The 12,661-nt window shown below is 65.2% G+C and carries 13 protein-coding genes and 1 pseudogene; 11 read left to right on the forward strand and 3 right to left on the reverse strand.

The genetic code is table 11. The features are described from left to right. Window positions 1–147: 147 nt before the first annotated feature. Window positions 148–1,035, forward strand: a complete 888-nt coding sequence (locus KMZ29_RS04560) for a LysR family transcriptional regulator (protein ID WP_215622642.1) — start codon at window positions 148–150, stop codon at window positions 1,033–1,035. A 116-nt stretch (window positions 1,036–1,151) separates the two neighbouring features. On the opposite strand, the gene KMZ29_RS04565 is transcribed toward KMZ29_RS04560, so the two are convergent. Continuing rightward, complete coding sequence (locus KMZ29_RS04565; RefSeq protein ID WP_215622643.1) at window positions 1,152–1,799, reverse strand: DNA-3-methyladenine glycosylase family protein; 648 nt, start codon at window positions 1,797–1,799, stop codon at window positions 1,152–1,154. A 148-nt stretch (window positions 1,800–1,947) separates the two neighbouring features. Here KMZ29_RS04565 and gluQRS point away from each other — a divergent pair, with 148 nt between their 5' ends. Continuing rightward, the gene (gene gluQRS, locus KMZ29_RS04570) at window positions 1,948–2,820 is read left to right on the forward strand and encodes a tRNA glutamyl-Q(34) synthetase GluQRS (protein ID WP_215622644.1); all 873 of its coding nucleotides are present in this window, start codon (window positions 1,948–1,950) and stop codon (window positions 2,818–2,820) included. Between the two features lie 93 nt (window positions 2,821–2,913). Then, window positions 2,914–4,167 carry an ATP-binding protein gene (locus KMZ29_RS04575; RefSeq protein ID WP_215622645.1) on the forward strand — a complete coding sequence of 418 codons (1,254 nt, stop codon included), beginning with the start codon at window positions 2,914–2,916 and terminating at the stop codon, window positions 4,165–4,167. On the opposite strand, the gene KMZ29_RS04580 is transcribed toward KMZ29_RS04575, so the two are convergent. Further along, on the reverse strand, window positions 4,094–4,954 hold the full coding sequence (locus KMZ29_RS04580; protein ID WP_369810112.1) for a YihY/virulence factor BrkB family protein: 861 nt from the start codon (window positions 4,952–4,954) through the stop codon (window positions 4,094–4,096). The two genes, KMZ29_RS04575 and KMZ29_RS04580, sit on opposite strands and share 74 nt — an antisense overlap. A gap of 180 nt (window positions 4,955–5,134) precedes the next feature. Between KMZ29_RS04580 and KMZ29_RS04585 the strand changes: the two genes are divergently transcribed. The 7 genes and pseudogenes from KMZ29_RS04585 to KMZ29_RS04615 all read left to right on the forward strand — a co-directional run bounded on the left by KMZ29_RS04585 (window position 5,135) and on the right by KMZ29_RS04615 (window position 10,451). Then, window positions 5,135–5,329 carry a twin transmembrane helix small protein gene (locus KMZ29_RS04585; RefSeq protein ID WP_215622647.1) on the forward strand — a complete coding sequence of 65 codons (195 nt, stop codon included), beginning with the start codon at window positions 5,135–5,137 and terminating at the stop codon, window positions 5,327–5,329. Window positions 5,330–5,340: 11 nt separating this feature from the next. Next, window positions 5,341–5,913, forward strand: a complete 573-nt coding sequence (locus tag KMZ29_RS04590) for a cob(I)yrinic acid a,c-diamide adenosyltransferase (protein WP_215622648.1) — start codon at window positions 5,341–5,343, stop codon at window positions 5,911–5,913. Between the two features lie 115 nt (window positions 5,914–6,028). Beyond that, window positions 6,029–6,778 (forward strand): electron transfer flavoprotein subunit beta/FixA family protein, encoded by a 750-nt coding sequence (locus tag KMZ29_RS04595; RefSeq protein WP_215622649.1) that lies wholly within the window; start codon window positions 6,029–6,031, stop codon window positions 6,776–6,778. After that, window positions 6,778–7,722: an electron transfer flavoprotein subunit alpha/FixB family protein gene (locus KMZ29_RS04600; RefSeq protein ID WP_215622650.1), complete on the forward strand. Its 945-nt coding sequence runs from the start codon at window positions 6,778–6,780 to the stop codon at window positions 7,720–7,722. The genes KMZ29_RS04595 and KMZ29_RS04600 overlap by 1 nt, the downstream gene beginning before the upstream one ends. 100 nt (window positions 7,723–7,822) lie before the next feature. Continuing rightward, complete coding sequence (locus tag KMZ29_RS04605) at window positions 7,823–8,704, forward strand: 3-hydroxybutyryl-CoA dehydrogenase (RefSeq protein ID WP_215604938.1); 882 nt, start codon at window positions 7,823–7,825, stop codon at window positions 8,702–8,704. A 128-nt stretch (window positions 8,705–8,832) separates the two neighbouring features. Beyond that, window positions 8,833–9,945, forward strand: a pseudogene (locus KMZ29_RS04610) (IS4 family transposase); the annotation flags it as partial. A gap of 311 nt (window positions 9,946–10,256) precedes the next feature. Further along, window positions 10,257–10,451: a putative motility protein gene (locus KMZ29_RS04615; protein ID WP_215622651.1), complete on the forward strand. Its 195-nt coding sequence runs from the start codon at window positions 10,257–10,259 to the stop codon at window positions 10,449–10,451. On the opposite strand, the gene tlpA is transcribed toward KMZ29_RS04615, so the two are convergent. Continuing rightward, complete coding sequence (gene tlpA, locus KMZ29_RS04620) at window positions 10,448–11,134, reverse strand: thiol:disulfide interchange protein TlpA (protein WP_215622652.1); 687 nt, start codon at window positions 11,132–11,134, stop codon at window positions 10,448–10,450. The two genes, KMZ29_RS04615 and tlpA, sit on opposite strands and share 4 nt — an antisense overlap. A gap of 108 nt (window positions 11,135–11,242) precedes the next feature. Here tlpA and argH point away from each other — a divergent pair, with 108 nt between their 5' ends. Further along, on the forward strand, window positions 11,243–12,646 hold the full coding sequence (gene argH / locus KMZ29_RS04625; protein ID WP_215622653.1) for an argininosuccinate lyase: 1,404 nt from the start codon (window positions 11,243–11,245) through the stop codon (window positions 12,644–12,646). Window positions 12,647–12,661 lie beyond the last annotated feature (15 nt).

A 12,661-nucleotide genomic window follows, 5' to 3' on the forward strand; every position in this document is an offset into this window, starting at 1 on the left:
AGTGCCGGCCGGTGAAGCGGTCTGCGCCGCGTGGCGCCGGCCCGATGCCGCGCATTATAGGGCTGGACGGGTGCCCGGAGGCTGTTCAATATTGAACGGACAAGCTTCCAGGAATGAACAGCAAGGACGCGGGAGGCGGGGACGCCGATGGACTGGGACCTGTGCAAGACCTTCGTCGCGGTGGCAGAGACCCACAGCTTCGCGGCGGCGGCGCGACAGCTGCGCTCCAGCCATCCGACGGTGGGCCGCAACATCGCCTTGCTGGAGGAGCAACTCGGCACGCGGCTGTTCGCGCGGTCCAACGAAGGCCTTTCGCTGACGGCGCAGGGACGCAAGTTTCGCGAGCATGTCGAGGCGATGGCGGCCGCGGCACTGCGTGCCGAAGCCGCGGTGTCGGCGACCGGGCGGCATGCCCGCGGCGCGGTCAAGCTGTCGATCGGCGCAACGCTGGCGGCCCATTGGCTGATGCCGCGGATGGGGGCGTTTCTGCGTGAGCATGACCATCTGCAACTCGAGATCATCACCCATCCGTTTCCGGCCAGCGTCCGCCGCCGCGAGGCCGACGTCGTCTTGCGTCCGGTCGACAGCGGCGAAGAGAATCTGATCGGCCGCAAGGTCGGCCGCCTCGGCACCGGGTTCTATGCCTCGCGCGACTACGCGGTGCGGCGGCCGCTGCCGGAACGGCGCGACGAATGGAAGGGCCACAGCGTGATCGGCTTTGCCGACCGGGAGTCGAATGCGCATCTGGCGCGCTGGAGCGACCTGATCACGCGGCAGGGAACGGTCGTGATGCGGTGTTCGTCGCAGGGCGACATGCTGGCCGCGGCGCGGGCCGGTCTCGGGATTTCCGCGCTGTCCTGCCTGGTCGCCGCCGCCTATCCGGATCTGGTCCGGGTCGCGCCGCAGAAACTCGCCAGCGTGTCGGATCTCTGGCTGCTGGCGCATCCGGACCTCGTCGAACTCCCGGCGGTGCGCGCGGTGATCGGCTTCGTCGCGGAATGCGCGCGCGAGGACCGGGTCATGTTGCGCGGTTGAAGGGGTAGGGGCGCGGGCACTGGCGCCCCGGACGCAGCGCAGCACGAGCGCCGCGAGCCGAGGTCCACTTAACTTTGCATGGGGTTGTTTTCGCTTTTTTTGTCCAGGCCATGCATCTAGCCCGCGATCACGCCCTCACGCTTCTTCAGCGCCCGGTAATAGCTCCACCACAGATGCGCCGCGGCGCCGCGCAGCGGCCGCCAGGGCTCCGCCAGCGGCGCCATTTGCTTGGCGGTCGGTCGCGTCGTCAGGCCGAGGCCGATCTTGACGGCTTCCTGCACGGCGAGATCGCCGGCGGGCCAGGCGTCGCCATGGCCGAGGCAGAACAAGAGGTAGACGTCGGCGGTCCATGGGCCGATGCCGTGCAGCGCGGTCAGCGTATTGTGCGCGGCGTCGGCGTCCTCGTTCGCCAGCACATCCAGGTTGAGCCGCTCGGCCGCGATCTCGCGGGCCAGATTCTTCAGGGTCCTGATCTTCGCCGCCGACAGTCCGAGCCGGCCGAGCCGGTCGGCGCGCGCCTTGCGCAACGCGTCATGGTGAAACGGGTCGAACGCGGCGCTGACGCGCCCCCAGATCGCCGCGGCGCTGGCGGTCGACACCTGCTGGCCGCAGACGATGTGCGCAAGACCGGCAAAACCGGGCTCGCGCCGCCGCAGCGCCGGCATTCCGGCGACCTCGAATACCGGTTTCAGCCGCGGGTCCTGCTTCACCAGCACGTGGACGGCGTCTTCGAGGTCGGCCTGGGTCTGGAGATGGATGAACATGGCGGGCCGGTTCTAAAGGTCGTCATGCGCGGGCAAAAGCGCGAAGCGCGTCTTCGCGCTGGTGACCCGCGCATCCATCTCCTATCGTAACTGAGTCTCTCAAGGGATGGATTGCCGGGTCGAGCCCGGCAATGACGAGAACTGTGTGATGCCGCCACCCGTTTTCCGATTCGCGCCAAGCCCCAATGGTCACCTTCATCTCGGCCATGCCTATTCGGCGCTGCTGAATTTCGACCTGGCGCGACAGAGCGGCGGCCGGTTCCTGCTGCGCATCGAGGATATCGATGCGACCCGCTGCAGGCCGGAATTCGAGGCTGCGATCTACCAGGACCTCGCCTGGCTCGGTATTGCCTGGGAAACGCCGGTGCGGCGGCAGTCGGAACATCTGGCGGATTATCGCGCTGCGCTTGAGAAACTGTCGGCAGAGGGGCTGGTCTATCCGGGTTTCGAAAGCCGCGCCGAGATCGCAAGGCTGGTGGCGCAGCGCGAGGCCGACGCGCCCTGGCCGCGCGATCCCGACGGCGCGCCGCTCTATCCGGGTGCCGCGAAATCGCTGTCGCCGGACGAGCGCAGGCGATTGATCGAATCGGATACCCCCTATGCGCTGCGGCTCGACATGGAAGCGGCGTGCGCGCGTGCCTCCGGCCTGAGCTGGGTCGAACGGGGCGAAGGCCCCGATGGCGAAACCGGCGCCGTGGCCGCCCGGCCCGAAGCGTGGGGTGATGTGATTCTCGCCCGCAAGGAAACGCCGACCAGCTATCACCTCTCGGTTGTTATCGACGACGCCCTGCAGGGAGTTACGGAAGTGGTGCGCGGTGCGGACCTGTTCTGGTCGACCAGCGTGCATCGGCTGCTGCAGCAACTGCTTGGCCTGCCGCCGCCTGCCTACCGGCATCACCGCCTGATGCTCGACGGCGAGGGATGCAAGCTGTCGAAGTCGACGGAGGCCACTGGTATCCGCGAACTCCGGGCCGGCGGTGCGACGCCCGCCGACATCCGCGGCCTGGTCGGCCTGGCTTAATTGGCAGGGTATGCCGCCGGCCGAAAACGCCCTTCGGCGTGACTCCTTGCCGCCCGCCATGGCATGGTGGGGCCGGCCTGGGTCGGGGGAATCATGGCGTTGAAGTCGCGCTCACAGCGCCCAGCGCGGACGCCGAAGAAGCGGACGCCGAAAAAACGTGTTGCAAGGGTTGCCGCCGGCAAGGCGCGCAAGCGCGCCGACACGACTGCCGCGCCCAGCATGGTCGAGGCCGCGCTCGCGGCGTTCGCGCATGAGGTCCGCACGCCGCTCACCGGAATTCTCGCCATCAGCGATCTCCTGGCGACATCCGACCTCGGCGAGCGCGAGCGGCGCTGGGTCGACACCATCAAGGCGGGCGCCGAACATCTCGCCAGTCTTGCGACGCTGTTTGTCGATGCCGCGAGGAGCCGCGGTCCCGGGCTTGGCGTGCGGCAGGACTTCTTCGATCTGCGCGCGCTCGCCCGCAGCGTCGGGGATTCGCTGGCCGGCCGGGCGACGGCGAAGGGCTTGCAGTCCGAGGTCGAGATTTCCGAAAAGCTTCCGGCCTTCGTGGTCGGCGATCCGGTCCGGCTGCGCGCGGCGTTGGAAAACCTGATCGACAATGCGGTGAAGTTCACGGAGGCGGGCGGTGTCGCGCTCTCGGTCAAGCCGATATCGGGTCCGAAGGGCAAGGTCGGCGTCGCCTTTTCGGTTTCCGACAGCGGCATCGGTCTCACACTCAGTGAAATCAAACGCCTGTTCCGTCCGTTCTCGCAGGCCAATGTGAGCATCGCCTCGCGCTTCGGCGGCGCCGGGCTTGGACTTTCATCGGTGAAGGCGCTGGCGCGGGCGATGGGCGGCGACATCCTTGTGGCGCAGCGGCCGGGCGGAGGGGTCACCTTCACGCTGACGGTGACGCTGACCCGCGCCAAAGCGCCGAAACCGGCCAGTGCAGGCGCGGATGCCGATGCGTCGCCGGATCGGGCGCGGGGCTTGCGCGTTCTCAGCGTCGAGGACAACCCGTTCGGCCGCGTCGTGCTCAATGCGATTCTCACCGAACTCGGCCATCAGGCGGAATTCATCGGCCGCGGCGAACTCGCCGCGGAGCGGATCGCGCAAGGCGCGTTCGACGCGGTGCTGATGGACATGGTGCTGCCGGGCATCAACGGCATCGAGGCGATCAGGCGAATCCGCAAACTCGGCGCCCCGTTCGGCCGCATTGCCATCATCGGGGTGTCGGGCCGCGGCGACGACGAGGCGGCTTCGCGCGCTGCCGGCGCCAATGCCTTCCTGGTCAAGCCTGTGAGTCCAAGGGCTCTAGCGACTGCGCTGCTTGAAGCGACACGCCGTGCGGCAGCCGAGACTTGATGATCGCCGCGTTCAACTCGCCGCCATACACGAAGATCGCGGCGATGAAATACAAGAACACCAGCGCGATGATGACCGACGCCAGCCCCGCATACATGGTGACGTAGTTGTTGGCGAAGCGCGCGAGATACTGTCCGAACACGATGCCCGACACCAGCGACGCCGCGAAGGTGAAGATGATGCCGGGCAGGATCTGCAGAAAACCGCGGCGGCCCGCCGGAAGCCAGGCGTGCAGGATGAATAGGGCGATCACCAGCGCCAGGATGGTGATGCCGTACCGCGTGACGTTGAGGAAATGTTCGTTGGTCTCGACGATCAGCGGAATATGGCGCCGCGCCGCCTCCAGCATCAGCGGGCCGAGCACGATCAGGAAGGCCATCGCCAGCGCCGTGAAGGCCGCGATCAGGGTATAGCCGATCGATTCCAGCCGCAGCCAGTACCAGCTCCGCGGCTCGATCACCGAATAGGCGCGGTTCAGTCCGACGCGCAGGCTCTCGACGCCGTTCGACGCAAAATACACCGCGAGCACGAGGCCGATGGTCAGCGCGTCTCCGCGGGTCGTCGTCAGCACGTCGTGGATCTCGCCCGACAGCGAATCCGCGACCTGCTTGGGCCAGACCTGCAGCAACAGCCCCACCGCCTGGTCGGCGAGTTCCTTGGAGCCGAAAAAACCGGCCAGCGACGTCAGCACGATCAGGAACGGAAACAGCGCCATCAGCGCCGACAGCGCGATATGGCTCGCGATCGCCCAGCCGTCATCGGCGAGAAACGTGTAGAACGCATCCATGACGACCAGGTAGACGTAGCGAAGATGCCTCACATTTCACCTTGATGGAGCGGGCGACGCGTTCAACCGGCGACCTTGCTAGCTTCTGATATTATTGCACAAAAAGCCAGATCGTTGCGCCGGGGGCAGGGCCCGGTCTTATGCGTGGCGGACCGCCCGATGCGATGATATGTAGCGCCGATGGCATCATTCTTGAGCACGATTCTTCTTCCCGTCGCAGTCGCCGCCGTTGCGCTGGTGCTGCTGCTAGGCCTCCTCAACATGATGAGGGGCGGTTCGCCGAACCGGTCGCAGAGCCTGATGCGATGGCGGGTATTGCTGCAATTCGTCGCGATCGTCATCACCATGCTCGCGGTCTGGGCGATGGGCCGCTGAAGGAGGAAACCATGGTCGTCCTCAATCGTATCTACACCCGGACCGGCGACGACGGCACCACGGCGCTCGGCAGCGGCGAACGGCGCCCGAAATACGACCTGCGCATCGGCGCCTATGGAACCGTCGACGAGACCAACGCCGCCATCGGCATCGTGCGGCTGTATCTCAAGGAGGCGCGCGAACTCGATGCGATGCTCGGCCTGATCCAGAACGATCTGTTCGATCTCGGCGCCGATCTCGCGGTGCCCCAGCGCGAGGGCAAGGCCGAGCGCCTGCGGGTGCTGGGGAGCCAGGTCGAACGCCTCGAGCGCGACATCGACGCGCTGAACGCGCGGCTGGCGCCGCTGACCTCATTCGTGCTGCCCGGCGGCACTCCGGCGGCGGCGCATCTGCACCTGGCGCGCACCATATGCCGCAGAGCGGAACGCGTCATGGTGGAACTCGCGGCCCAGCCCGACGAGCCGGTCAGCGACGCCGCGATCCAGTATATGAACCGCCTGTCGGATTTCCTGTTTGTCGCCAGCCGATCCGTCAATGATGACGGCGCCGGGGACGTGTTGTGGGTCCCCGGCCAGAACCGCTAAAGCAGCCATGTCCGGGGCCGATTTTTGGCTTTCGCGCGTTGACCGCCGATAGCGGGACCATTAGGTTCCGCGCCCAAGCTGATCCATACCCCAAAATACAAGCGAAAGAGGGTCGATGAAGGTTCTGGTACCGGTAAAGCGGGTGGTCGATTACAACGTCAAGGTTCGCGTCAAGAGCGACGGATCGGGCGTCGAACTGTCCAACGTCAAGATGTCGATGAATCCGTTCGACGAAATCGCCGTCGAGGAGGCCCTGCGCCTGAAAGAGGCCGGCAAGGCCACCGAGGTCGTGGTGGTGTCGATCGGTCCGGCGCAGGCGTCCGAAACCATCCGTACCGGTCTGGCCATGGGCGCCGACCGCGGCATCCTGGTCAAGGCGGAGGGCAGTGCCGAACCGCTGGCGGTGGCGAAGATCCTCAAGGCCGTCGTCGACGAAGAAAAGCCGGGCCTCGTCATTCTCGGCAAGCAGGCGATCGACGACGACTCGAACCAGACCGGCCAGATGCTGGCCGCCCTGCTCGGATGGTCGCAGGCGACCTTTGCCTCCAAGCTCGAAGTCGATGGTTCCGATTTCAAGGTGACGCGCGAGGTCGACGGCGGCCTGCAGACCGTGAAGCTGAAGGGACCGGCGATCGTAACGACCGATCTGCGGCTGAACGAGCCGCGTTACGCCAGCCTGCCCAACATCATGAAGGCCAAGAAGAAGCCGATCGCCGACAAGAGCTCCACCGATTACGGCGTCGACCTGACGCCACGTCTCGAGGTGCTCAAGACCTCGGAGCCGCCGGGCCGCAAGGGAGGCGTCAAGGTCAAGGACGTCGCCGAACTGGTATCGAAGCTCAAGACGGAAGCCGGGGTTCTCTGATGACTACGCTGTTGATTGCCGAACACGACAATGTGTCGATCAAGGACTCCACCAACAAGGCGCTGACCGCGGCCGCCGCGCTCGGCGCCGACGTGCATGTGCTGGTCGCCGGCGAAAACGCCAAGGCCGCAGCCGACGCCGCGGCCAGGCTCGCCGGCGTCAAGAAGGTGCTGCTGGCGGATAACGCCGCCTATGCCCATGACCTCGCCGAACCGCTGGCGGCGCTGATCGTGGCGCTGGCGCCTTCCTATGACGCCTTCGTCGCGCCCGCGACCTCGCGCTTCAAGAACGTGATGCCGCGCGTCGCAGCCCTGCTCGACGTGATGCAGGTGTCGGAAATCATCAAGGTGATTTCGCCCGATACCTTCGAGCGGCCGATCTATGCCGGCAATGCGATCCAGACCGTGAAGTCGAAGGACGCCAAGAAGGTCATCACGGTGCGGACCTCCACCTTCGCCGCGGCCGGCGACGGCGGCAGCGCCAGCGTCGAGAATGCCGCCGCGGCGGCCGATCCCGGCCTCTCCAGCTTCGTCGGCGAGGAGGTCGCCAAGAGCGATCGTCCGGAGCTGACCTCGGCGAGGATCATCGTCTCCGGCGGTCGCGCCATGCAGAGCCGCGAGAATTTCGCCAAATATATCGAGCCGCTCGCCGACAAGCTCGGCGCCGGCGTCGGCGCCTCGCGCGCCGCGGTCGATGCCGGCTATGCGCCGAACGACTGGCAGGTCGGCCAGACCGGCAAGGTGGTGGCGCCGGAACTATATGTCGCGATCGGCATCTCCGGCGCGATCCAGCATCTCGCCGGCATGAAGGATTCCAAGGTGATCGTCGCGATCAACAAGGATGAGGATGCGCCGATCTTCCAGGTCGCCGATTACGGCTTGGTCGCGGACCTGTATCAGGCGGTTCCGGAGCTGACCGAGGCGCTCGGCAAGCTCGGAAAGTAACGACGATTCCAACAACCGGCCGGATGGATCGGACTCCGGCCGGTGTTTATGCAAAAGTGGGCGGACGCGCGAGCCGCGTCTCCCCCGGTGAGATGACAAAATGTCGGTGATGATCAACAAGGTCGGCGTGATCGGCTCGGGCCAGATGGGCAACGGCATCGCGCATGTGGCGGCGCTGGCCGGGCTCAAGGTCGTGCTCAACGACGTCTCGGAAGAGCGCCTGAAGTCCGCCATGGCGACCATCAATGGCAATCTGTCGCGCCAGGTCGCCAAGAAGATCATCAGCGAGGACGCCCGCAAGCAGGCGCTGGAGCGGATCGTTTCCACCGAAACCATGGACGGGCTCGCCGACTGCGATCTGGTGATCGAGAGCGCGGTCGAAAAGGAAGAGGTCAAGCGCAAGATCTTTCACGATCTCTGCGCGGTGCTGAAGCCCGACGCCATCGTCGCCTCCAACACCTCGTCGATCTCGATCACCCGGCTGGCAGCATCCACCGACCGGCCCGAGCGCTTCATCGGCATTCACTTCATGAATCCGGTGCCGCTGATGGAACTGGTCGAGCTGATCCGCGGCATCGCCACCGATGACGCTACCTTCGACGCCGCCAAGGAATTCGTCACCAGGCTCGGCAAGCAGATCGCGGTGTCGGAGGATTTTCCGGCCTTCATCGTCAACCGCATCCTGCTGCCGATGATCAACGAGGCGATCTACACGCTGTATGAGGGGGTCGGAAACGTCGAGGCGATCGACGCCGCGATGAAGCTCGGCGCCCATCATCCGATGGGCCCGCTGGAGCTGGCCGACTTCATCGGGCTGGATACCTGCCTGTCGATCATGCAGGTGCTGCATGAGGGGCTGGCGGACTCCAAGTACCGGCCGTGCCCGCTGCTGGTGAAATACGTCGAGGCCGGCTGGCTCGGCCGCAAGACGCAGCGCGGCTTCTACGACTATCGCGGCGAAAAGCCGGTCCCGACGCGGTAGGGGATCCGTCATTGCCGGGCTTGACCCACGGCTGTCCGGCACGTTTTCTGCTTGATGAAGTGCACGGCATTGATTCTGCTTGGGTTCAGTTGGTTGCGAATCATCTGAACAGCAAGAGGATCAACGCCGTGCCGCACCAGAATATCGTTTTTCACTGCCTTCTGAAGCAGATTCCGTGGGCGACGTTTGATCGTCTTGTGGACCGGCACAATGCCGATTGGGACGATCGGGTGACGAAGAGCCGTCCGCATCTGATCGCAATGCTGTACGCACAGTTTTGCGGGGCGCGCGGCCTTCGGGAGATCGAAGCCGGCCTGAGAAGCCACGCCGGTAAGCTTTATCACCTTGGCGGCTGCACGATCTCGAAGTCGGCCTTGTCGACCGCGAACGCTTCGCGCCCTGTGGAAGTGTTTGCCGACCTGCTCTCGGCGCTGATCGCTCAGTTGCAGAACGGCTATCGCAGGAAGATCGGCGATTGCGTTCGCCTGATCGATTCGACCAGCGTGCGGCTGAGCAGCCTGAGCGGCCATTGGGCGACATTTTCGGCCGGCGTTTGCGGCGCCAAGGCCCACATCATCTACGATCCCGATGCCGACCAGCCGCTCTACCTGATGGTGACGCCTTGCAACGTCAATGACATCACGGCGGCCAAAGCGATGCCGATCGAGGCGGGGGCGACCTATGTTTTCGATCTCGGCTATTACGATTACGGGTGGTGGGCGACGCTCGATCAGGCCGGCTGCCGTATCGTAACGCGGCTGAAGCGCAACACGCCCTTTGAGGTCGTCGAGGATCGGCCGGTTGCGGTGGGATCGCCGGTCCTGAGCGATCGGACCGGATATCTTCCGAAGCGGCTCGCCGCCTCCCGCTGCAATCCAATGTCGGGCCTGGTCCGCGAAGTCCAGGTCACGATAGAGACCGGCAAGGTGCTGCGCATCTTCACCAACGATCTGACCGCCAGCGCAGAGGAAATCGCCGATTTGTACAAGCGTCGCTGGGCGATCGAGCTGTTCTTTCGATGGGTCAAACAGACCTTGAAGATCACTCACTTCCTCGGCACATCCGAAAATGCGGTTCGCATTCAGATCACGGTCGCCCTGATTGCCTTCCTGTTGCTGCGCCTGGCTCACGACGCCAACAAGATCGTCAAAAGCCCGCTCGCCTTCACCAGGCTGATCCGTGCCAATCTTATGCATCGGCGGCCGATTGCAGGACTTCTTCAAAAAGCCTCCCCGCCAGGCCCAACACCACACCAGGCCAAATTCGATTTCGAGCCCTCCGCTACCCGGACGGCGCGACGTCGTCGCACCGCCCGCGGTTGCGTCACATTGGAGAAGGCGGCATGAAGCATAACCCGTGCCGGACAGCCGTGGGCTTGACCCGGCAATCCATCCCTTCGAAAAATTCGTTTCGTGAAGATTGATGGATACGCGGGTCAAGCCCGCGTATGACGATTTGGATTCGTTGCCCGCCTTACGTCTTTCTACGTTCCGCCATTTCCAGCATTCGTTAACCCCCGTCCGCTAGCGTCCCGGCGTTGGGGGTCATGCGTATGGATATGATGGCAATAGTGAGCAGCCTTCTCGCTGCTCAGGCGGGCAGCACCCGGATGCAGGTGGCCGCCTCGATCATGAAATCGAACGTGGATGCGGAGAAATCCGCTGTGATGACCCTGCTCGGTGCGGGCCAGAACTCGCCCGCCAATCTCGGCCCCGGCATCGGCGGCAATCTCGACGTTTCGGCCTAAAATCCGGCCGCGGCCGGCACCATCGCAGCCTTGATCAGCTTGACGGCGTCGTCGCTGGCCCATTCCGCGGGTCCGGCGATGGTGGCGATCTCGCAGCCCTGGCGGTCGACCAGCACCGAGGTGGGCATCCCCAGCGCCCGGCCTACGCCCTTAAGATCCTGGAAAACCTTGGCTTTCTGGTCGCTGAAATAGCCGAGCCGGGTCAGATTGGCCTCTCTCAGGAAATTTTTGGGCTTTTCGGGATCGCGGGTGTCGATATTGATCGCGACCACCTCGAAATCGGGGCCGCCGAGCTTGGCCTGCAGACTGTCGAGCGCCGGCATCTCCTTGCGGCAGGGCACGCACCAGGTGGCCCACAGGTTCACCAGAACCGTGCGCCCGCGCCAGTCGGAGAGCTTCTTGGGCTTCCCATCGGCATCCTCGAAGGCGAGGTCCGGCAGCCGCAGCGGGGTTGTCGCCATGGTCAGGGCGGCGACCTCGCCATGCGCCAGCGGCGCCAGCTTGCGCGCCAGCTCGACCGCCGGGCGGCAGGCGGCATCGCCGCTCTGCCGGTTCAGCCCGCCGAGGCCGTAAACCATGGCAAATCCGATCGCCGCCGCGATCAGCACCGCCCCGATCGCGAGCGGAATCCGGCGCGTGGCGGCCCGGGGAGGCGAGGGCAGTTCGGGCATATCGTTTGTCATCCTGTATCAGATACGGCTATGCAGAGCCTGGATTGCGGCCGGTTGCGCCGGCTGCGGCGTTCCGTTCGCGGGACGTGGCGATGAATGGCAAGTTATGAGCAAGAAGTCATGAGCAACAAGATGTGGGGCGGCCGGTTCGGCGAGGGGCCCGATGCGATCATGGAGGAAATCAACGTCTCCATCGACGTCGATCGCCACATGTATGCCCAGGACATCGCCGCGTCCAAGGCCCACGCCGCGATGCTGGCCGCGCAGGGCATTATCACCAAAAACGATGCGAAAAATATCGCAGGCGGTCTAGACACGATTTTGTCAGAGATCGGCAAGGGCTCGTTCAGCTTCAAGCGCGCGCTCGAGGACATTCACATGAATGTCGAGAGCAGGCTAAGCGAGCTGATCGGGCCTGCCGCGGGTCGGCTGCACACCGCGCGTTCGCGCAACGACCAGGTGGCGACCGATTTCCGGCTCTATGTCCGCGACACCATCGACGAGACCGATGCGGCGCTGGCCGGCTTCCAGCGCGCGCTGGTGGAGCGGGCGCTGGAACATGCCGGTACGGTGATGCCGGGCTTCACGCATCTGCAGACCGCGCAGCCCGTCACGTTCGGCCATCACCTCCTGGCCTATGTCGAGATGGCGGCGCGCGATCGCGGCCGCTTCGCCGATGCGCGCAAGCGCCTCAATGAATCGCCGCTCGGCGCCGCCGCGCTCGCCGGCACCTCGTTTCCGATCGACCGCGCCGCGACCGCGAAGGCGCTCGGCTTCGACCGGCCGATGGCCAATTCGCTCGACGCGGTGTCGGACCGCGACTTCGTGCTCGAAACCCTGTCGGCGGCGGCGATCGCCGCGGTGCATCTGTCGCGCTTCGCCGAGGAAATCGTGATCTGGACCTCGCCGCTGGTCGGCCTGGTGCGGCTAAGCGACAAGTTCACCACCGGCTCCTCGATCATGCCGCAGAAGCGCAACCCCGACGCCGCCGAGCTGGTGCGCGCCAAGACCGGCCGGGTGATCGGCGCGCTCACCGCGCTTCTGATCGTGATGAAGGGCCTGCCGCTCGCCTATCAAAAGGACATGCAGGAGGACAAGCAGGGCGCGATGGAGGCATTCGGCGCGCTCTCGCTGGCGGTCCGGGCGATGACCGGCATGGTCGTGGACATCGTGCCGGACGAGGCGCGGATGAAGCTGGCCGCGGGCGAAGGCTACGCCACCGCCACCGATCTCGCCGACTGGCTGGTGCGGACGCTGAAAATGCCGTTCCGCGACGCCCATCACGTCACCGGACGCATCGTCGCCAAGGCCTCGAAAGACGGTGTGGCGCTGCACGAGCTGGCCCTGAAGGACATGCAGGCGATCGAACCGAGGATTACCGCCGAGGTGATGGGGGTGCTCTCGGTGGAATCGTCGGTGAAAAGCCGGACCAGCTACGGCGGAACCGCCCCGAAGAACGTGCTGGCGCAGGCCAAGGCCTGGCTGAAGCGGCTTGAAAAAGAGCGAAAGTTGGGCTCGGCATAAGAATTTCTCTGCGAT

Origin of the sequence: Bradyrhizobium sediminis (assembly GCF_018736085.1) — a bacterium.
GTDB classification, from domain to species: Bacteria; Pseudomonadota; Alphaproteobacteria; order Rhizobiales; family Xanthobacteraceae; genus Bradyrhizobium; species Bradyrhizobium sediminis.

Excerpts from the sequence above, each read along its gene's own strand:
- KMZ29_RS04560 (WP_215622642.1), top strand. The coding sequence starts at position 148 with ATGGACTGGGACCTGTGCAAGACCTTCGTCGCGGTGGCAGAGACCCAC.
- KMZ29_RS04565 (WP_215622643.1), bottom strand. The coding sequence starts at position 1,799 with ATGTTCATCCATCTCCAGACCCAGGCCGACCTCGAAGACGCCGTCCAC.
- gluQRS (WP_215622644.1), top strand. The coding sequence starts at position 1,948 with ATGCCGCCACCCGTTTTCCGATTCGCGCCAAGCCCCAATGGTCACCTT.
- KMZ29_RS04575 (WP_215622645.1), top strand. The coding sequence starts at position 2,914 with ATGGCGTTGAAGTCGCGCTCACAGCGCCCAGCGCGGACGCCGAAGAAG.
- KMZ29_RS04580 (WP_369810112.1), bottom strand. The coding sequence starts at position 4,954 with ATGGATGCGTTCTACACGTTTCTCGCCGATGACGGCTGGGCGATCGCG.
- KMZ29_RS04585 (WP_215622647.1), top strand. The coding sequence starts at position 5,135 with ATGGCATCATTCTTGAGCACGATTCTTCTTCCCGTCGCAGTCGCCGCC.
- KMZ29_RS04590 (WP_215622648.1), top strand. The coding sequence starts at position 5,341 with ATGGTCGTCCTCAATCGTATCTACACCCGGACCGGCGACGACGGCACC.
- KMZ29_RS04595 (WP_215622649.1), top strand. The coding sequence starts at position 6,029 with ATGAAGGTTCTGGTACCGGTAAAGCGGGTGGTCGATTACAACGTCAAG.
- KMZ29_RS04600 (WP_215622650.1), top strand. The coding sequence starts at position 6,778 with ATGACTACGCTGTTGATTGCCGAACACGACAATGTGTCGATCAAGGAC.
- KMZ29_RS04605 (WP_215604938.1), top strand. The coding sequence starts at position 7,823 with ATGTCGGTGATGATCAACAAGGTCGGCGTGATCGGCTCGGGCCAGATG.
- KMZ29_RS04615 (WP_215622651.1), top strand. The coding sequence starts at position 10,257 with ATGGATATGATGGCAATAGTGAGCAGCCTTCTCGCTGCTCAGGCGGGC.
- tlpA (WP_215622652.1), bottom strand. The coding sequence starts at position 11,134 with ATGACAAACGATATGCCCGAACTGCCCTCGCCTCCCCGGGCCGCCACG.
- argH (WP_215622653.1), top strand. The coding sequence starts at position 11,243 with ATGAGCAACAAGATGTGGGGCGGCCGGTTCGGCGAGGGGCCCGATGCG.